Origin of the sequence: Bacillus sp. WMMC1349 (assembly GCF_013155385.1) — a bacterium.
Taxonomy (GTDB): domain Bacteria; phylum Bacillota; class Bacilli; order Bacillales; family Bacillaceae; genus Bacillus.
This window is the reverse complement of record NZ_JABJUQ010000005.1, coordinates 25,350-42,154: the sequence shown is the minus strand read 5'-3', so window position 1 is coordinate 42,154 and position 16,805 is coordinate 25,350. Positions and strand designations below refer to the sequence as shown.

Below are 16,805 nucleotides of genomic sequence, written 5' to 3'. Positions count from 1 at the left end.
TTTACTCTCCGGTGTGAAATCCCATTTATACGGAAAGTTGTTTCAATCTCATGAATAACCATGCTTTTCGAGCGCTGCCCTTACCTTGTCGAGATCGTATTCAATACCATCAATTTCGATATACTCTAAATCGTCGTTTAAAAAGCCATAGCGACGTTTTAACTCTATTAGACTATCAATGTTCCTCCATAGGGTGTTATGCCCCACAGTGCGCCTATAATCGTTTTTATAGCGTATAATCAGACGCTTAGCTGTTCCCATTCTTCTGTCGCCCTTGTAATCTGAACTCGATTCCTGGCTTTTCACCGTACTTTTTACAAGCAGTTACTTTTGAAACTTGGTTATCATCTTTCCAAGCAATTTTGTTTAGAGCATCGAACACGCCTTTTATAAGATTGTCGATGTCTGGCTTTTTGGTATGCAGCGTATTGATGGATTGTTGCTGTTTTTTCTTTGACCAACTTTTAGGAATCGGCATAACGAAAGTGATATCTACATGGAGTGCTCCCGATTCAAAAGGATCGCTTTTCATCTGTTTCTGCGCTTCCCACTTGATGAAATCTTTATAGGCTAAGTATCGTTGAGCGTTTTTATTTACGAATTTGCCACGCCCAGTCATTCGAACGGCTCCCATTGGTGTAACGGGTATGTTAAGGGTGATCATTGGTTGCCCCTCAATTCTTTTAACTCTTTTGATTTATACTGATTTTTCCGTCTTATTAATTTTTTATCTGGAACTTTAAGCTTTTTGCTTAATCCATCATGGTATGGGCAAAAGTCAAATGGGCCGTGTGATTTTGCACACTCCTTACACATTGGCAAATCACAAGTTCTATGAATACCACCATGAACTGATGTCCACACATAAGCTGTTACAAAATCACATAACTGAGTTACCTCATTTTTCCGACAGATAGCGCAAGGATTTTCAGGTAATTTAATCATTCCGCCACCTCCAATAGATCAGGATTTCGATATATGTCGCCGATAACTTCGATTCTGTCTTTCCAATATTCCAAACCCGCATAACTACTGGCCCTTATTTGCTTACCTATAAAACTAGTGTCTTTATATACAACAACGTACAAGATATTTAGGTCGCCTTGATGGTAGACATCCCCCTCGTAGATCTCCTGACCGTTTTTGTCCTTCAATCCGGTGTATTGTCCAATTGATGCCCACTCTACCTGTATATGACCGTTATAAGGAGCACTGATATAGGCTAATTTTTTATCATGGTATAAGTCGATACCGCCATAAAACCATTTAATATCGCCATAATCCTCAATCGGTTTACCTCGAAACTTGATCTCTCTCAATCTCCTTACCTCCCGTCATCATGTATCCATTGCTTAATCTGTTTTTCTCTGTATCCGGCCAGAAATAAGATCTCAAATGCAGCTTTTATTTGCTCAAGCACCGAATATCCCGCCTTCTCTTTCCCTGATATGCCCCAACTCCGCACGGTCATAGAGTAAGAGAAAGACTTCTTTCACTGGTCGTTTAACGATTTTTGCAATTCTTTCAATGGGTAAACCGCCCTGCCAGTAAGATTCAACTTCATCCACTTCGTCCGGCTTCCAATCAAAATTACAATGATCAAGCATGATATAAACACCCATTAGGCGCTCTCCTTTATCGCTTTTTCCATTTCGCGCATTTTCTCTTCTAGCATTTTGATAACTGGTGTCAGGTCTTTGCCTTTCCCTGTCTTCCTTGGCGACAATTCGTAAACTCCCGGCATCAATGGAATGATTTGATAGTTTTTCATTTCCAAGCTCCTAATCTATGATTTAATTTCATCCGGTCACCCTTGATGATGACTATATAGTTCTCACACATTTCATAAATCCGTGTGCCGAGTGCTTCGTCTATTTGTACAAGCTGCTCAATATCCAATTCACTTGAAATGAGAATCGGCTTATGATTGAGATAACGATAATTGATGACTGAATATGTCTGTTCCACCTGCCAATCAGTTGCCCTAGGTTTACCCTTCAGAGGCTTAAATAGATCGTCTATAAAAAGGACATCAACCTCTTTCATTCGCCGTAGCTTCTCTTCCAATTTTTCAAAATCATCTTTCAGATCATTGAAGCCCTCGACATATGGAAAGTATTGAACTGGCACGTTTTTCGATTTGATTAATTTATTTGATATGGCTGTAAGTAAATGTGTCTTTCCTGATCCTGGCTGTCCCAAAAGGGCAATGCTGTTTTTACGTTTATCCTTGATACTGTCGAAATTCTTATAGTAATCAACAGCGCAATCGTAAGCATCAACGATCAGACCGTGTTTCCCTTCCGTAACAAAATTCTTGAATTGTAATTTCTCAAACTCTGCAGTTATGTCACTAGAATTCATTAATTTCCTAATTCGACGCCACTCAACACATTTACAGCGTACCCACACCTCAATGCCGTCCCTGTTTTCTAGATAACCCAATTCATCCTTACAAGTGGGACAGTCATATTCACCCTTTTTTTCTAAGGCGTCCGACTCTTCCACCAAAGATTGAGCTGACCTTTCCTGAAGCTTCTTCAGTATTTTCTCCATAGCTTTGTCCGTACGGTTGTTGGTTGCCATTTCTCGTTCCCCTTCTTTCTTCTTCATTCTTCTGAACTACTAATCTGGCATATTGTTTTCGCAATTTATCAGCACTTAAAATATTTTTGTACCAGAATTCGTGTTTAGTAGACCACAAGATCACTTCTTGAATATCTTTTCCTGTGCGTCCGTCACGTTCCATCATCAGTCGAATTGTATTAGCCCATTTATCAAGGTTTGGTTGTTTCATGTCAGGGGCGTTTATATGGACATGTTTCCAAAGCAATTCAGCCAGCTGCATTTGTTTTTCATCAAAAACCAAACGTTTATTATTATTATTATTTTCCTTCTTTACCTTCTTTACATTCTTATTATTGTTCCATCTGCGTTCCGTCTCCGTTCCATCTGCGTTCTCTCTCCGTTCCAAGTTGCCTTTTTTGTAGTTCTCTAACCCCTGATATACCTCATAATTTACGACAGTGAAGAGCGTTCCAAGTTCGGTGTCCTCGATTTTCAAACGATTTTCTTTAATCAGTCGATCAACCGCCCTTTTGATCCTCGAAAGTGAATACTGTTTGACCGATCTATTTTCGATATACTGCAAGTCTTTTTGTAAATTTCGATATGATCTTAAAAATTGACCGCGCTTCACCAAAACATCGCCTTTTCGTTGCCCCTCTTCCGAAAAAACTGCATTTCCATAAATAAAGAAGAATAGACGGAATTCGACTGGGTTTTGCCATATATCGCTTGTAAAAATGTCTCTACTTGTTTGGAACGCTCCGCCCATAAAATCACCCTCTTGTTATGCTAATTCTTTCTCTGCTTTAGCCACCCATCTTTTAAGTAGATAGATACAATGGTCAGCTTGCCCTTTATTGATTTTGTTAATATCTTTGATGTCAAGAGCTGTTATAACGGTCTTCACATCGCCTTGTCCACGCAATTCAATATAATGTTGAGCAAGGGATTGAATTTCATCCTTTTGCTCCTGTGTGATCATTTCAGGTGGTTTTGTCGCTTCTACTTTTTGTTGAAATGCGTCTGGATCGTCTTTATCTGTCGGAATGTTGAATTGTTTCAAAAGAAAATATTTTTCAGCGTATGTCAAAGCCTTACCGACTCCCTTTTCTCCTGCTATATCAACACCCTGTGCATAAAAAGGGACAGTCAACGTTTCTTCGGGATTTTCTGCATTCACCCAAATAAATTCAAGGTCTAATTCTGTGAAATATGTCGTTTTCTTTTTCTGATTGCCGTACTTATCTTTACTTTCAACTGTTTCTGTTAAGATGCGTTTGTCTACAATTTTCGGAATCAGTAAAAGCGTTTGTTTGTCTAATTCATCTCTGATAGCGCCTAAAACCTGACTTGATCCGACATATTCGTACTGGTTTCCTTTGTTTTCTTTTTGGAGATACGGGATCGCCTTTCTGACCTCGATCAGCTTTTGATAAATATTCATTATTCGTTCACCTCGACTGTGAATTTATCTTCCCTATCAACCACTGTCACACCTGAAATAATCTCGCCATCTGCGTCTATTAGCTTGTCCCCGAAAACTGAAGATTTCTTTTTAATGGATGCCCAATCAACGTCTTTTTTAATTTTGACTAACCCTTTTGTTTCCGCGTATTTCAACAAGTCGGTTTCATTACGTTGATATTCCGGCTGCTGCTTGGTAAGCTTAATTTTTCCATACGGTAGATTGATTGACTTATATGGCTTTTTGCCACTTTCAATCTGCCTTCTGACTTCTTCCCGCATGTATCGCTCTAGTCTATGGATATAGAAGTTTTCACGCTCGACATATGGTTTTTTAGACTCATCACGCCAAAACTCAACCCGTTCAATTTGAGTTCTGAGGCGTTCAAGCTGCTTTTCAGCCACTGCATCTATTTCTGATTGTTTCCCTTTAAAGTAAGTGATGCGCCGTTGTGCTTCGGCTGCTGATTCTAGGTCAGTCACCTCAAACACTTCATAATCCTTTTCCTCTTCTTCGACCTGATCGATTAACACTTGTTCTGTTTCTGGAAGACTACTCATTAATTTGTTTCCTCCCTTGATTTTTCAAAAAATATTCGATATGCTTTAAATATTCTTTCTTAAAAAATCACTTCCCTAAAGTTCACTTGGCAGAGTGAACTTTTTTAATTGTCTTCCTCTTCGTTGTCTTTCTCTTTTTCATACTTCAAATATTCCAACGGATAACCGTAACGGTTGATTTCTGTAATGATTGGATGCTCGATATTCATTGATACGCCCTCCTTACAGTTGAAACGTCTATCCCTTTACTTAAGAGTTGGGACGCTATTTCATGCAGCTGAACAACTTGTTCTGGATGCTCCATCCGTTTAAGATCCTTACAATGGGCAATCATCGACCCTGCTATTTCAATACACCCTTCATAATCTCCGTCCTCAATAGCATCTGGTAACAGTTCAGTGATTAGAAAATCCATTGATTTGATTAGCCTTTCAGCTCTTTCCTGATCAGACTTTAGAAATCGATTTAAATTCATGCTTATCCTCCTCTTTGGTATAATGTTCCTGTAAGATAGGGGGTGAAACTATGAAACTTGATCACGATTGTGTAAGAGAAATCCTTCTTGAATTAGAAGAAAAACTTACATTGAACGACCAGCTAAATACTAGCGAGGTAAGAGAACTTCAAACCGTTCAAAAGTTTGGAGAAGAAACCTCGTTTTACGCTATTTTAAAGCTAATTGATGCCAATTTTATCGAAGGTAAAGCAATACGATCTGATGATTCACTAAGTGGCTTAATCCTAGGTCATTTGACCTGGGATGGCCATGTATTTCTTGATAACATAAGAGAGACATCAATATGGGAAGCTACTAAAGAAAAAACAAAAGGTCTTGCAAGTATTTCAGTGTCGTTAATGGCTGGAATTGCACAAGATTATTTAAAACAAAGGCTCGGTTTAAATTAATATTGTTTTCCTTCAGTCCAACCATGCTCATTAAGAAATCTAATAAGATCATTTATAAACTGTGTATATTTTTCTGTAGAATAATCATTACTGTTAAAAGTCAGTTCAAGATTGAGCTGGCTTTCTTTAGCATCACCCATGGAAAAAGCATTTCTATTTTTTATTTCAAACCCTTTAATCCAGACAGCTGCCCAGGCCTTACCTTTTTCTAATGTAACTGGCATTTGATATTTCATATTAGCCATTTATTCTCTCTCCTTTAACTTTTAGATATGCTTCTTCACAAAAGCCTGATAAATCTTCATAAAACGTTCTGCCTCGCTTAGAGCAAGCCATTCTTTTGTTTTGATCTTCACTTTACCCACCTCCTTTTAGTTGGTCAGTAATGACCTAATCTACTGGCTGTATATATCTCGGACGCTTCTTTATCACTCTCTGCACTTCACCAGTTGTATTGTTAACCAATACTTGCTTTCCTCTGTGATCAGTCCCCATTGTGTAAGTATCAATCCCCTTTTCCTCAGCAAACTCTTCTAACAAACCTTTTTGTCCTTCTGCTCTTCGTAAGGCACTGACTGTTGATAGCGATTCGATCATAAATGATGTAATATCCGAGTTTTGATAATCTGAAATAAAGTCAAATACTTCTCGTTCTGTTCCAATGCAATTGTCTAGTCCCTTTTCTTCAATAACTCGCATTGTGTAAAAATAGTCTTTCATTTCATATTTATCACCGTCATAATGCTTTTCGACCGGGAACATCTGCATCAATTCCCTTGGCGTTAACCAACCTATCATTGTATTGATAGAGCCAATAATGTGAAATCTCGTTAGTACGTCTTCATATGTTTCAGGCATGTCCTCACTATTAATCATTTTTAAACCACTAAAGACAACTCTTTTGAGGGTCTCTCTTTCAATAGATCCCTGGCTTTCGCATTGTGCCAATCCTTCGTATAGCTCATTTAAAAATATTTTTCGATAGATCGAATAATAATCCACCTTTTCCTTTTGAATACCATCTATAACCTGCAATTGATTTGACATTATGAAACCGCCTCTTCTTTCGTTAGAAACTTATTGATGAAATATACTTGACCCTTGCCAGTGACTTTAGGTGTCTTACTGATACTGATATGACCATCTGAATGTGTTATAGATGTTTCCTTAATTTCGAACAATCCACTTTCCATGCTCTTTTGAGTTGGCATGTTGTAATCTGTCCCTTTTCGCTTTATTAAATATCCGTTGTCTCTTAACCATGCGAAAAATCGTTTCTGTCCCGTTTCAATTCCATTCTGTTTTAATAGTTTTGCAAGCTCCCCCACCAAAATAGATGTACTGGATGCTGACACACTATCCGCAAACAGAACTTTAGGTTTGTTTTGCTCAATTTGCTTTTTTAGTTGATTGTTCTGATTTCGCAAATCTAGCACCATTGCTTGCTTTACTTCATCACTGAAACTAGGAAAATAGTTTTTAATGAATTGTTCTTCGTTACCTTTATTAACGTATCCGCCCGTTTTTCTAATTATAGGTAGCACTTCAGAGGTTACCCATCGTTTAAATTTTTTTGCCTTCTCTTTAATTTCTCGATTGTTCCCTTGTTTTGCAGCTCCAAATATTAAATCGTATAAACCTGATTCATTTACGAACTTTTTCTTTTGTTTTCTTCCTATTCTGTCGATGACTCCGTGGACCGCGGAGTCATCTTCCTCAACATGGTTTTGAATTGCATTATGTGGTTTCGAAAAGCTTAATGCTTTAGCAATTTCCTTTGCTCCAAACCACTCAACTCCATCCACTATCATTACAGGTAAATCTCCAAAAATTTTATGATTAAACGTTTGTAATTCATTCATTTATGAAATCTCCTTTTTTTGTTTTGCCTTTCGTTCTTTAATAATTGAATGCATGCTCGGTCTTATCTCTTGAACAAATGTAATAGCATACTTTCCGCTAAGAACAATTGATTCAACTGATTTGTTTTTTTTCATTAAGAAACATCCCTCTCTATATCTAACATTTTGTTAGGTTTTAGTTTAAAAAAAATGATTTCTGAAAAGTCACACCCAAATACATCAGCTAGTGCCACACCTTCTTCTATCTCCATCTTTTGCGGATTTCTCTCCCACGAAGAGTAAGTAGTTCTATGAATACCTAAGGCTTTAGCTACATCGTCTTGAGTTAAATTTAAACGCGCCCTCCATTCTTTTGGAGTTCTTGCAATTTTATATTCCAATTTACCTCACCTCCTCACACGTTAATAATATCTAACATTTTGTTAGATGTCAACGATTTTTACACCATTTTTATATATTTGCGTTGTTTTTTCTAACTGTATGTTTGCTATAGCTAACATTTTGTTTTATAATAACAACATAAATAACAAGGAGGTGAAAAAATGGGGAAAAAAATAAACTTCGCCAAAAACATAGCAAGGATTAGAACAGAGTTAGGACTTTCTAAAGCTGAATTCGGAAAGCGACTTGGCTTTTCTGATGTCACAATAGGGTATTGGGAGCGAGGGGAACGAACTCCCAAGACAGGTACAATTGAAACGCTAGCAAGAAAACTAGGAGTTAGCACAGCCGAATTGATTTTTGACAATGTGGGCGAACAAAATACGCATAGTAGTATTGTTCCGATGACAGAGACAGTTCCTATATATGGATCTATTCCTGCAGGTTGCCCTAAATGGGCAGATGACAATATCATAGGTAGCCTTCCAATCCCTGATAAATTAATTAAAATGTATGGTTTGGAAAACCTCGTATCTTTGAAAATCGAAGGAGATAGCATGAACAAAATAGTGCCTAATGGTTTTTATGCTGTTATAGATACTAAAACTAAAGAAGTTGCAAACGGTGATATTGTAGCTGTCCGTATCAATGGTTATGAAACAACACTGAAAAGATTTTACCAAACAAACAACAGCATTATTCTTGAGCCAGACTCATACAATCCTGAACAAAAACCTTTTATTTTTGATTGCACCAATCCTTTTGAATGTCCTGAAATTACAATAACGGGAAAATACGTATGGAGTTGTGCGCCGATTGATTAATTCATAATTTACCAACGCGGGAGACTACCCGCTCTTCTTTTACAACCAAAAGAACATACATTCTGATAAAGGAGAATAAGGATGAAATGTGTGATATATACAAGGGTCTCTACTGATCTACAAGCAGAAGAAGGAATATCATTAGATCTGCAAAAAGAAAGATTGGAGCAATATGCTCTTTCTCAAGGGTGGGAAATAAAAGAAGTATATACTGATGAAGGATTTTCTGCTAAAAATACAGAGCGACCAGCTTTTCAAAAAATGCTTAATGACATGAAATCGAAAACTTTTGACATAATTTTGGTTTATCGCTTAGACCGCTTCACTCGTTCAGTTGTAGATTTATACGAAATACTAAAACAGATGGATAGGTATAATGTGAAATTCAAATCATCTATGGAGATATTTGACACAACCACCGCTACTGGGCGAATGTTTATAACATTAGTAGCCACTTTAGCACAATGGGAAAGAGAAACAATTTCAGAACGTGTCAAAGATGCTATGAAAAAGCGTGCTGAAGAAGGAAAATTTAATGGTGGGAAAGTTCCTTATGGTTATAGATTAAAAAATGGAGAATTAGTTACACATAAAGAAGAAGCTAAACTTGTAAAGTTAATATTTGAACGCTCCATATCTCTAGGAGCCGGTGCATTATCGCGATACCTAAATAAAAATGGATTTAGAACAAGAAGTGGTTCATTATTTCAACGTGCAGGAATATTAAGCATAATAAACAACCCGATCTATATTGGAAAAATACGCTGGGGAGAAGAGGTTTATACTGATATCGCGCAAAAAAGCTTTGAACAAATCATTTCTTTAGAATTATGGGAACAAGTCCATAAATCGATGGATATAAGAAAAAAGAACAATACTAAATCATACCGGAAATACACATATTTATTTAGTGGTGTTTTTAAATGTGCTCGTTGTGGTAATCCACTTATGGGTTCTCCTAAATACCGAAAAGATGGTAGCGTTAGATACGGTTATAAATGCAAGGGACATTACTCATTAGGAATATGCGATCTCCCGCAATTTGGACAAGATTCACTGGAAAAAACATTCTTAAACTTGTTAAAACTAACTGGTTTTAAAGACAAATTAGAAACAGATGAGACAAAAGATGATATGGGTAATATAAAGAAAAAAGTAAATGAATTAGATGCAAAGAAAAAGCGTGCAAAAGAACTTTATATTGAAGGTGACTTAACAAAGAAAGAATATCGAGAAATGTTAGAGAATTATTCAAATATGCAATCAAAACTTTTACAAAAAATCAAAACTGATTCTGAATCTGTAACACTTGAAGAGCTTGCCCTTTTCATTGAAAATATTCAAAGTGAATGGGTTAATTTAGATGACATTGAAAAGAAATCAGCTATCAACGCAGTATTTGATTACGTAAAAGTTGATGTAAAAACTTTCTCTAAACCATCTCGATATTCTCAACCAGCAGAGATTATCATTACTGAATATAAGTTAAATTAATCGTGATTTTCTGACCATAACGGAGTGCTTAAATATACATTAAGTCACCATAAATTTTTTCTCAATGACAAGGCTTCTCGACTTCCAAAAGGGAGTCTTGTTCTTCTTTATTCTTTTTTCCTTCATTAATATGGTTGCATTCTTCAAAGTATTCTTTGATATCTTTCTCAACAGCGGACTTTATACTTTCATTTTCTTTTAAAAACATTATAGCGTTTTCTCTTCCCTGTCCCAGTCTTTCTTCCTTATAAGAAAACCATGTTCCACTTTTCTGAACTATACCAGCATCAGACCCAAGATCAATAAGCTCTCCAGGTTTTGAAATGCCTTCACCGTAAAAAATATCGAATTCTGCAATTTTAAAAGGCGGTGCAATCTTATTTTTTACTACTCTTATTTTTGTTCGGTTTCCAATAACTCTTTTTTCTTTATTTTTTAAAACTTCACCCCGTCGAACGTCAATACGAATAGTAGCATAAAATCGTAACGCTCTTCCTCCAGTTGTAGTTTCTGGATTGCCATAAGTCCCTATCTTTTCACGAATCTGATTTATCATAATGACAATTACATCATTTTGATTAATTGCAGCAGATAACTTACGCAATGCTTGCGACATAAGGCGTGCCTGCAATCCAACATGTGAATCGCCCATTTCACCTTTAATCTCGGCTTTGGGTACAAGTGCTGCAACAGAATCAATCACAATAATGTTCACTGCACTGCTTCTAACCAAAGCTTCCGCAACTTCTAAAGCTTGCTCACCACTATCTGGTTGTGAGACCAATAATTCATCTATATTTACACCTAACTTTTGAGCATAATGAGGGTCTAAAGCATGTTCTACATCAATAAACACAGCTTGCCCCCCTGTTTTTTGCACTTCAGCAATTGCATGTAAAGCTAATGTTGTTTTCCCAGAACTTTCTGGACCATAAATTTCAGTTATCCTCCCCTTCGGATATCCTCCTAAACCTAAAGCTAAATTTAAACTTATGGAGCCACTTGATACAGTTTCAATTTGCAAAGATGGTTTTTCACCCATTTTTATAATTGCACCTTTTCCAAAAGCCTTTTCAATATCTTTTAATGCTTTTCCCAAGGCTTCTTCTCTTCCGATTGTTTTATTCTCTGCCACCATCACATAAATCATCTCCTAACAGAACATTCGTTCCTATCATAGCACATTTATTTCTAAAATAGAACATATATTCTCAATAAGTTCTAAAAACTTCCTGAAAGACGACAGTTTAAGCTGCCTCTAAAATACTTAAATAACTTAACTAAGGATCTTAAACGCCTTAGATACTTTTAGGTTTTTCTGCTTTAACTATGAAGTCTCAATACACGAGCCTTATAAAAAATCATCATATCGACTATGGTTGTTTTCAAACCCAACTGTGGACACCACGACAAAAAGAGGTCGATCAATAGACCTAACAATAAAAGCAGGCCGCCGAGGCCTGCTTTACTTTAGTTTAATTGTTGATGGCAGGAGAAGGAACAGATTTCGGACCACCATAATCATTTGTTATATACTCCTGCGTATGAATTTTCTTTTTACGTTTTCTGTCCTTATACCATGTTACCCTGTGCTTTACTTGACGAACAAACCCAGCCATTCTCCAATATTTTCTGTCTGTGTAATAAATCCAATCATTATAATTAGCAATGATATAGTTCCCTACAATCCCCGCAAGGGTTAAATGTTTGATACCCGTATAGAGTCCCATTGCAGTAGCCGCCGCAGATACTGTAGTCCAGACGATTTTATTACTATACTTTGAAGTTGCGTAATATCTCCATTTCCCAGCTGTGTCCGCTTTTTTATCATCCCCCAAAACTGTCCCCTCTGGCAATACAGACGAAGTAATAGGAGCAGCCTTTTTCACCACAGCATCATTCGAAAGCTCTTGAGACGGTAATTCACTGGCACTCGCCAATGTAGTTAGAGGTGACACTATTCCAACCAATAAAGACAAAGACAACAACGAAACTATTAACTGTTTCATCATTTCTATTAAATTCCTCCCTTTATATATTTTGTAATACAAAATTATGATATCATAAATGAAAGCGTTTGAATATATTTATTTATGAAAAAATATCCAAAGGTGGTAATTTTATTGAAAGATGTCATAAGGATGGTAATTAAGATTATAGGAATTATTGGTTTTATTTTAGCCATTGTACAAATTTCAATTGGTTGGTTCATAGGATCTTTCTGCACGGGTCTTTATTTCATAACCGAAAAGGACAATAAACAAAAAAAATTCGCTTTATTCGTAGGAATCTTAGCGCTTTTGTTTTCATTCTATTATTTATTCACTCAAACAAGTATTTTTTAATCAGCAATAAAAGCAGGCCTGATGGCCTGCTTTCTGACTTGATTATAAAATTTAGTTCCAAGATGCCAATACACCATGACTTCAAATGAATTGTCTACTATATGTTCTTCGTCCTCTTTCTCCATCCTCTGTTACCTTTCTCTAGAACAGCTTTTTGTTCCTCTATTGCTTCCCTGACTTCACTTTCAATCTGTTCCGCATCAATATTGTCTTTTCCTTTAACTTGCTGAATATGAACAATCAGTGTGTTTGAGGTTACATTATATTGAGGCACTTGCCTTTTTTTCCTTGATAAGATCTGATTCCTTAGCCTTGGCTAGTTTCGTGAACAGTAAAATTCCAAGACCTGCGAGAAGTTCAATTAAACCACCAAACGCGATCACCTTGCCAGCTCCAAATGTGACTGCTGCATACCCACAGACTATTGAACCTAGTGGAAAAGCAAAGTTTCCAATCATACGGATGATAGCAAATACTTGAGGCTGATCATCACCATCAACGGTTTTTTGAATAATTGTGTACTCTGGTACATTGATTGAGCTTACTGCTGCTCCAAATACAAAGGCAGCAATAAATACAAGTGGTAAAATTGTAAATAATCCTGTGATGAAGAAAGATGTGCCTTCAATAATTCCAGCTGTTATGAAAAGAAGTCCATATCTATTGATCTTTACCTTAGTAAGGATAAGCCCAAGTAAAAAAGCACCGGTAGTTGTTGTAGCCTTCAAAAGCGAATGAATAAACGGCGTGGCATTTAAATCTTCTGAAACATAAACGGCGGAAAGTGCTTCCCATGGAGTTGCTGCTAAATTCATAAAAATACAATAGATGGCTAATGGAAATAGGATTCTATGATGTCTAACCAAAGAAAATCCTCTTTTTAATCTTTCCTTATATGTACCTCTATTTTTCTCAGTTTCGTGTACAGCAGATTGCTGTTCGATTTGATACTTGATACAAAGAACAAAAATGCCAGAAATGATATAAAGTATAAAAGAAATGATCAATGTCGTTGCTGGTCCGATCAAAGTCAAGAGGAAACCGCACAGTGTTACAGTACCAAGCTTCGCAATTTCAGAGGAAGACTGGAGGATTGCATTTGCTTTTTGCATGAAATTTTCATGGATAATTTGCGGAATCAGGGTAATTGATGCAGGATGATATGTGGCTCCAGTTGCTGAATAAATAATCATGAGGCTCAAAATAAACCACATAGGTGAGAAACCGTTGAAATAACAAATTGGTATTGATAGCACAACCACTGCTCTTGTTAAGTCAGAGAAATACATCCAAAACTTCAAAGTGCTTCTTTTCATTAACGGACCTGTCACCGGTCCCAACAAAGCTTCCGGTAGAAAGGTAACAGCAATTAATAAAGATGTACCGATAGCACCTTCTCCACTAAAAATAAGAAACCATAAAATCGAGTAGAATGCAAAGCTGTCAGCCGAAATTTTGATGATCCTTGAAAAAAAGAGAAAAGTGAAATTCTTATTCCAAACAGTTAATGTCCCATTTAATTTCTCCATCACGCAGAGTCCCTTCCTGTCCCTATTTAAACAATATTAAAATAACACCAATAATTTTAACATAAAATTGATTATTTGGATTATTTTATTTAATATCTGTTAAATAAAAGAAGGAAAGTGAAAAGGGTTAAGCAAATTTAAATTTAGAAAAAAAGCAGATCAATGTGATCTGCACTAATTTGTTTCCTTTATTTTTAATGAGATTAGGACAACATCCTGTCAGCAACCTTGTAAGTAGCGTTATCTAGTTGACTGTAAGTTACTCCTAGGGTAGTGCCCGCCACACCCAATATTAAAATTACGCAAACTAATATTTTAGATTTCATCTAATACCACACTCCTCTTGATTAGTCGCTTCGCCTCTACTGCAGCACGATAAAAATCAAGGGCATCATACACCTTTTCCCTTCTTCTTAGAACTTCTGCTGCAACTATAGCGTACTCTTCCAAGTCTGCATACATACCTCTTTCCTTGAAGAACTTAAATGATTCCCTAACTAAGTCCGTATCATTTTCAAGATAAAGTCCTTTAAGAAGTTCCATCTTCGCAAGGTCATCTAACTTTTGATTCGTTTCAGCAAATTCTTTTCCTTCTAAATATAAATCATTGGCAACAATAGTGTTACCTTGCTTTACTTCAACATGCGCAAGGTTAAATATTACTCTACCTTGATAACTATTATTCTCTTCTCTGTATATTTCAAGGGATTTTCGTAGATGACTGGAGGATTTCTCAAGTTCTTCAAGTTGATCATAACATATTCCAAGGTTTGCGTGTGCCATTCCCATTAAATAACCCACATTCATTTTTTCAGATTCAAATAGTGCTTGATATAGATTATCTAATGATTTCTCAGGACACATGTGATCTAACCAGTTTCCAGCCATAATAAACTGACTTTGAATACGACGCTGACCATATGTTTCATGATCCTTGAATATATTATATGCTTGAGTTGCATAATCCATCGAAAACAAAGTTTGTTTCATATTGTAATAAAGTTCTGAAATTTTAAAATAAAACTCAGCTTTCTCTAACTCATCGCAGTTGAAGACTTCAAGTTTATTTTCTGCACTCCCTCAATAAAGTTCGTTTTTCTTCCAAATACTCATGCATTCTCACTATTTCATAACCACCATATAGTTGACACACCAATATTACTGGATATCTTTTTAATATATATAAAATATTTACAAGGAATAAGCCATCCTATCTACCAAACTGGATTAGTTTGGAAAACAAGTGTATAACCGTGCTAGGAATTCTCCACACAAATCACGGTCGCTAACCCTCCCATATCTCTCCGGATCGTATCCATACTTTCCTTCGTCCTGCGTATCCATGAGGTGGAGGTTGGAAATGCTCCTATGCTGGGTCTAAAGCCCGAATGGTGAAAATAAGCTCCAACTCTGCACTATTGGTGTTTGTATGAGAAATTGTTGGTCTTTAGAGTGTATTTCTAAAGACTTTAAACAACCTGTAATTCTTGGGTTCGAGGCAATCCTCTTAATAGTTTAGAACCATCAAACTGACATTGTTTTTGCCCAATGACAAATAATACACGTAGTAACTTACAACACAAGGCAATGAGTGATTGTTGCTTTTTCAATGGCTTTTCAGATCGCATTGTATAGTATTGATGCAATGCTTTAAACGTCGGATTATGAGCGACTAATGGGCGAATAGCCAAATATAAAGCTCGTCGCAAACGACTTCGTCCTCTTTTCGTAATTCGTGTTTGACCCTTGAATTTACCAGAGCTATGTTCTCGTAAAGAGAGACCTGCTAAATTTACTAGCTGTTGGGGATGACTATATTTTGTCATGTCACCTACCTCTGAAAAAAACAGAGCGATTGTCGTAGATCCTAATCCTGGTATCTCCATCATTTGTTTGGCTCCTGGAAGTGTTTCTACTAGAGCTTCTAGCTCTTTGTCTAACTGTGCTAACTGTTGCTTATAAAGCTCATATTGGTCGAGTAAATAATCTAGTTCACGCTGGGCAAACTGAATACCAATTTGAATACCAATACTCTTCTTCGCAGCTTCTACTAGCTTCCTCGCTCGTTTTATTCCCACTCCTCGTTGAACAAATGGTTTCCATTTCTTAAGCACCTCTTCCGCTGACATTTCTTTAATTTGAGACGGAAATGGAAACATACGCAACGTACAAAAAGCTGCTTTTCCTTCCCAATCTCTAAACACATCAAAGAATTCAGGGAAGTAGCGTTGTATATGATTTTGGATGCGACCTTCTGTGGTCATCAGTTGCTTTGTGAGCTGATCTCGTAATTTGACGCCTTCTCTTAATTCGGCATAAACGCCATCTAAGAGGTTTGGTACGGAGTATCGCCCATCCTTAATCAACTGCCCTATTACTCGAGCATCCTTTGTATCATTCTTGGTAGGGGAATTGTCATCTAGTTCTTTACTTTTCTTTACATGCATTGGATTTACCATGACAAAATCGTACCCTTTTTCTACCAAAAAATAAGCGAGGCTAAACCAGTAATGACCAGTCGGCTCTACGCCAAGAATGACGTGATTCTTGCCATTTTCTTTTCGAAGACTTTCCGCCCAAGTCACTAATTTTTGAAAGCCATGTTTTCGATTTTCAAAAATCAAGCGTTTTCCGAACTCGATACCTCGGTCATCTTGTGCACGTGCTACATGTTTATCCTTGGCAATATCAATGCCAACAATAAGAGTTAAAGGTGTAATTTGAGAGATTTTATGATTTTGTGTATAATTCATTATTGAGTCCTCCTTGGTTACTTAAATTAAGGGTCCATTTTTGCTTCGAAGCTTTGGACACCTCGTATGATACCAAGGGGCTCTTTTTTTGTTCAACTCTCAAATTTCTTCATTACAG

25 protein-coding genes are annotated in these 16,805 nt (G+C 36.7%); 3 read left to right on the top strand and 22 right to left on the bottom strand.

The features are described from left to right. Nucleotides 1-48: 48 nt before the first annotated feature. The 11 genes from HOO54_RS01615 to HOO54_RS01565 form a co-directional block, all read right to left on the bottom strand. Nucleotides 49-261 (bottom strand): hypothetical protein, encoded by a 213-nt coding sequence (locus HOO54_RS01615; protein WP_172292256.1) that lies wholly within the window; start codon nt 259-261, stop codon nt 49-51. Beyond that, nucleotides 248-664 carry a RusA family crossover junction endodeoxyribonuclease gene (locus tag HOO54_RS01610; RefSeq protein ID WP_172292254.1) on the bottom strand — a complete coding sequence of 139 codons (417 nt, stop codon included), beginning with the start codon at nt 662-664 and terminating at the stop codon, nt 248-250. Before HOO54_RS01610 ends, HOO54_RS01615 begins: the two co-directional genes overlap by 14 nt. Further along, nucleotides 661-945 (bottom strand): hypothetical protein, encoded by a 285-nt coding sequence (locus tag HOO54_RS01605; protein WP_172292252.1) that lies wholly within the window; start codon nt 943-945, stop codon nt 661-663. The genes HOO54_RS01610 and HOO54_RS01605 overlap by 4 nt, the downstream gene beginning before the upstream one ends. Continuing rightward, nucleotides 942-1,319: a YopX family protein gene (locus HOO54_RS01600; RefSeq protein WP_172292250.1), complete on the bottom strand. Its 378-nt coding sequence runs from the start codon at nt 1,317-1,319 to the stop codon at nt 942-944. Before HOO54_RS01600 ends, HOO54_RS01605 begins: the two co-directional genes overlap by 4 nt. Nucleotides 1,320-1,412: 93 nt before the next feature. Continuing rightward, nucleotides 1,413-1,622, bottom strand: coding sequence for a hypothetical protein (locus HOO54_RS01595; protein ID WP_172292248.1), 210 nt, complete (start codon nt 1,620-1,622; stop codon nt 1,413-1,415). Beyond that, on the bottom strand, nt 1,622-1,771 hold the full coding sequence (locus HOO54_RS01590) for a hypothetical protein (RefSeq protein WP_172292246.1): 150 nt from the start codon (nt 1,769-1,771) through the stop codon (nt 1,622-1,624). The genes HOO54_RS01595 and HOO54_RS01590 overlap by 1 nt, the downstream gene beginning before the upstream one ends. Beyond that, nucleotides 1,768-2,556, bottom strand: a complete 789-nt coding sequence (locus tag HOO54_RS01585) for an ATP-binding protein (protein WP_172292278.1) — start codon at nt 2,554-2,556, stop codon at nt 1,768-1,770. Before HOO54_RS01585 ends, HOO54_RS01590 begins: the two co-directional genes overlap by 4 nt. Then, nucleotides 2,474-3,337, bottom strand: a complete 864-nt coding sequence (locus HOO54_RS01580; RefSeq protein ID WP_172292244.1) for a hypothetical protein — start codon at nt 3,335-3,337, stop codon at nt 2,474-2,476. The genes HOO54_RS01585 and HOO54_RS01580 overlap by 83 nt, the downstream gene beginning before the upstream one ends. Nucleotides 3,338-3,352: 15 nt before the next feature. Then, nucleotides 3,353-4,012 (bottom strand): ERF family protein, encoded by a 660-nt coding sequence (locus HOO54_RS01575; protein WP_172292242.1) that lies wholly within the window; start codon nt 4,010-4,012, stop codon nt 3,353-3,355. Then, a complete protein-coding gene (locus HOO54_RS01570) occupies nt 4,012-4,593 on the bottom strand; it encodes a host-nuclease inhibitor Gam family protein (RefSeq protein WP_172292240.1) in 582 nt (193 codons plus the stop codon). Before HOO54_RS01570 ends, HOO54_RS01575 begins: the two co-directional genes overlap by 1 nt. A gap of 205 nt (nt 4,594-4,798) precedes the next feature. Beyond that, nucleotides 4,799-5,068 carry a YqaH family protein gene (locus tag HOO54_RS01565; protein ID WP_172292238.1) on the bottom strand — a complete coding sequence of 90 codons (270 nt, stop codon included), beginning with the start codon at nt 5,066-5,068 and terminating at the stop codon, nt 4,799-4,801. Between the two features lie 50 nt (nt 5,069-5,118). Here HOO54_RS01565 and HOO54_RS01560 point away from each other — a divergent pair, with 50 nt between their 5' ends. Beyond that, nucleotides 5,119-5,499: a DUF2513 domain-containing protein gene (locus HOO54_RS01560; protein WP_172292236.1), complete on the top strand. Its 381-nt coding sequence runs from the start codon at nt 5,119-5,121 to the stop codon at nt 5,497-5,499. Here HOO54_RS01560 and HOO54_RS01555 read toward each other — a convergent pair. The 5 genes from HOO54_RS01555 to HOO54_RS01540 all read right to left on the bottom strand — a co-directional run bounded on the left by HOO54_RS01555 (nt 5,496) and on the right by HOO54_RS01540 (nt 7,741). Continuing rightward, nucleotides 5,496-5,744 (bottom strand): hypothetical protein, encoded by a 249-nt coding sequence (locus HOO54_RS01555; protein WP_172292234.1) that lies wholly within the window; start codon nt 5,742-5,744, stop codon nt 5,496-5,498. The genes HOO54_RS01560 and HOO54_RS01555 overlap by 4 nt on opposite strands. 145 nt (nt 5,745-5,889) lie before the next feature. Beyond that, entirely contained in the window at nt 5,890-6,546 is a 657-nt protein-coding gene (locus HOO54_RS01550; protein WP_216664702.1) for a hypothetical protein, read from the bottom strand. After that, on the bottom strand, nt 6,546-7,361 hold the full coding sequence (locus tag HOO54_RS01545; protein WP_172292232.1) for a phage antirepressor KilAC domain-containing protein: 816 nt from the start codon (nt 7,359-7,361) through the stop codon (nt 6,546-6,548). Before HOO54_RS01545 ends, HOO54_RS01550 begins: the two co-directional genes overlap by 1 nt. Continuing rightward, a complete protein-coding gene (locus HOO54_RS24635; protein ID WP_301539265.1) occupies nt 7,362-7,496 on the bottom strand; it encodes a hypothetical protein in 135 nt (44 codons plus the stop codon). Then, on the bottom strand, nt 7,496-7,741 hold the full coding sequence (locus HOO54_RS01540; protein ID WP_172292230.1) for a helix-turn-helix transcriptional regulator: 246 nt from the start codon (nt 7,739-7,741) through the stop codon (nt 7,496-7,498). Before HOO54_RS01540 ends, HOO54_RS24635 begins: the two co-directional genes overlap by 1 nt. A 162-nt stretch (nt 7,742-7,903) precedes the next feature. Here HOO54_RS01540 and HOO54_RS01535 point away from each other — a divergent pair, with 162 nt between their 5' ends. Together HOO54_RS01535 and HOO54_RS01530 are read left to right on the top strand one after the other, a co-directional pair. Next, nucleotides 7,904-8,566 carry a LexA family protein gene (locus HOO54_RS01535; RefSeq protein ID WP_172292228.1) on the top strand — a complete coding sequence of 221 codons (663 nt, stop codon included), beginning with the start codon at nt 7,904-7,906 and terminating at the stop codon, nt 8,564-8,566. Nucleotides 8,567-8,647: 81 nt separating this feature from the next. Continuing rightward, the gene (locus HOO54_RS01530; RefSeq protein ID WP_172292226.1) at nt 8,648-10,060 is read left to right on the top strand and encodes a recombinase family protein; all 1,413 of its coding nucleotides are present in this window, start codon (nt 8,648-8,650) and stop codon (nt 10,058-10,060) included. Between the two features lie 61 nt (nt 10,061-10,121). Here HOO54_RS01530 and recA read toward each other — a convergent pair whose 3' ends face one another. From recA to HOO54_RS01500, 6 genes are all read right to left on the bottom strand, one after another. Further along, nucleotides 10,122-11,198: a recombinase RecA gene (gene recA / locus HOO54_RS01525; protein WP_253907581.1), complete on the bottom strand. Its 1,077-nt coding sequence runs from the start codon at nt 11,196-11,198 to the stop codon at nt 10,122-10,124. A 337-nt stretch (nt 11,199-11,535) separates the two neighbouring features. Beyond that, nucleotides 11,536-12,069, bottom strand: a complete 534-nt coding sequence (locus HOO54_RS01520; RefSeq protein WP_172292002.1) for a serpin family protein — start codon at nt 12,067-12,069, stop codon at nt 11,536-11,538. A 433-nt stretch (nt 12,070-12,502) separates the two neighbouring features. After that, nucleotides 12,503-12,679 carry a hypothetical protein gene (locus HOO54_RS25325; RefSeq protein WP_253907579.1) on the bottom strand — a complete coding sequence of 59 codons (177 nt, stop codon included), beginning with the start codon at nt 12,677-12,679 and terminating at the stop codon, nt 12,503-12,505. Then, nucleotides 12,666-13,934, bottom strand: a complete 1,269-nt coding sequence (locus HOO54_RS01510) for an MFS transporter (RefSeq protein WP_172292070.1) — start codon at nt 13,932-13,934, stop codon at nt 12,666-12,668. Before HOO54_RS01510 ends, HOO54_RS25325 begins: the two co-directional genes overlap by 14 nt. Before the next feature lie 315 nt (nt 13,935-14,249). After that, entirely contained in the window at nt 14,250-14,924 is a 675-nt protein-coding gene (locus tag HOO54_RS01505; protein WP_172292000.1) for a hypothetical protein, read from the bottom strand. 479 nt (nt 14,925-15,403) lie between these two features. Continuing rightward, a complete protein-coding gene (locus HOO54_RS01500; protein WP_172291902.1) occupies nt 15,404-16,687 on the bottom strand; it encodes an IS110 family RNA-guided transposase in 1,284 nt (427 codons plus the stop codon). Nucleotides 16,688-16,805 lie beyond the last annotated feature (118 nt).

What these genes read in the sequence shown, in the direction of transcription:
- HOO54_RS01615 (WP_172292256.1), bottom strand. Translation starts at nt 261, where the DNA reads ATGGGAACAGCTAAGCGTCTGATTATACGCTATAAAAACGATTATAGG.
- HOO54_RS01520 (WP_172292002.1), bottom strand. Translation starts at nt 12,069, where the DNA reads ATGAAACAGTTAATAGTTTCGTTGTTGTCTTTGTCTTTATTGGTTGGA.
- HOO54_RS01575 (WP_172292242.1), bottom strand. Translation starts at nt 4,012, where the DNA reads ATGAATATTTATCAAAAGCTGATCGAGGTCAGAAAGGCGATCCCGTAT.
- HOO54_RS01555 (WP_172292234.1), bottom strand. Translation starts at nt 5,744, where the DNA reads ATGGCTAATATGAAATATCAAATGCCAGTTACATTAGAAAAAGGTAAG.
- HOO54_RS01530 (WP_172292226.1), top strand. Translation starts at nt 8,648, where the DNA reads ATGAAATGTGTGATATATACAAGGGTCTCTACTGATCTACAAGCAGAA.
- HOO54_RS01565 (WP_172292238.1), bottom strand. Translation starts at nt 5,068, where the DNA reads ATGAATTTAAATCGATTTCTAAAGTCTGATCAGGAAAGAGCTGAAAGG.
- HOO54_RS01500 (WP_172291902.1), bottom strand. Translation starts at nt 16,687, where the DNA reads ATGAATTATACACAAAATCATAAAATCTCTCAAATTACACCTTTAACT.
- HOO54_RS01610 (WP_172292254.1), bottom strand. Translation starts at nt 664, where the DNA reads ATGATCACCCTTAACATACCCGTTACACCAATGGGAGCCGTTCGAATG.
- HOO54_RS01505 (WP_172292000.1), bottom strand. Translation starts at nt 14,924, where the DNA reads ATGAAACAAACTTTGTTTTCGATGGATTATGCAACTCAAGCATATAAT.
- HOO54_RS01580 (WP_172292244.1), bottom strand. Translation starts at nt 3,337, where the DNA reads ATGGGCGGAGCGTTCCAAACAAGTAGAGACATTTTTACAAGCGATATA.
- HOO54_RS01590 (WP_172292246.1), bottom strand. Translation starts at nt 1,771, where the DNA reads ATGAAAAACTATCAAATCATTCCATTGATGCCGGGAGTTTACGAATTG.
- HOO54_RS01545 (WP_172292232.1), bottom strand. Translation starts at nt 7,361, where the DNA reads ATGAATGAATTACAAACGTTTAATCATAAAATTTTTGGAGATTTACCT.
- HOO54_RS24635 (WP_301539265.1), bottom strand. Translation starts at nt 7,496, where the DNA reads ATGAAAAAAAACAAATCAGTTGAATCAATTGTTCTTAGCGGAAAGTAT.
- HOO54_RS01605 (WP_172292252.1), bottom strand. Translation starts at nt 945, where the DNA reads ATGATTAAATTACCTGAAAATCCTTGCGCTATCTGTCGGAAAAATGAG.
- recA (WP_253907581.1), bottom strand. Translation starts at nt 11,198, where the DNA reads ATGGTGGCAGAGAATAAAACAATCGGAAGAGAAGAAGCCTTGGGAAAA.
- HOO54_RS01535 (WP_172292228.1), top strand. Translation starts at nt 7,904, where the DNA reads ATGGGGAAAAAAATAAACTTCGCCAAAAACATAGCAAGGATTAGAACA.
- HOO54_RS01585 (WP_172292278.1), bottom strand. Translation starts at nt 2,556, where the DNA reads ATGGAGAAAATACTGAAGAAGCTTCAGGAAAGGTCAGCTCAATCTTTG.
- HOO54_RS01510 (WP_172292070.1), bottom strand. Translation starts at nt 13,934, where the DNA reads ATGGAGAAATTAAATGGGACATTAACTGTTTGGAATAAGAATTTCACT.
- HOO54_RS01550 (WP_216664702.1), bottom strand. Translation starts at nt 6,546, where the DNA reads ATGTCAAATCAATTGCAGGTTATAGATGGTATTCAAAAGGAAAAGGTG.
- HOO54_RS01595 (WP_172292248.1), bottom strand. Translation starts at nt 1,622, where the DNA reads ATGGGTGTTTATATCATGCTTGATCATTGTAATTTTGATTGGAAGCCG.
- HOO54_RS01560 (WP_172292236.1), top strand. Translation starts at nt 5,119, where the DNA reads ATGAAACTTGATCACGATTGTGTAAGAGAAATCCTTCTTGAATTAGAA.
- HOO54_RS01570 (WP_172292240.1), bottom strand. Translation starts at nt 4,593, where the DNA reads ATGAGTAGTCTTCCAGAAACAGAACAAGTGTTAATCGATCAGGTCGAA.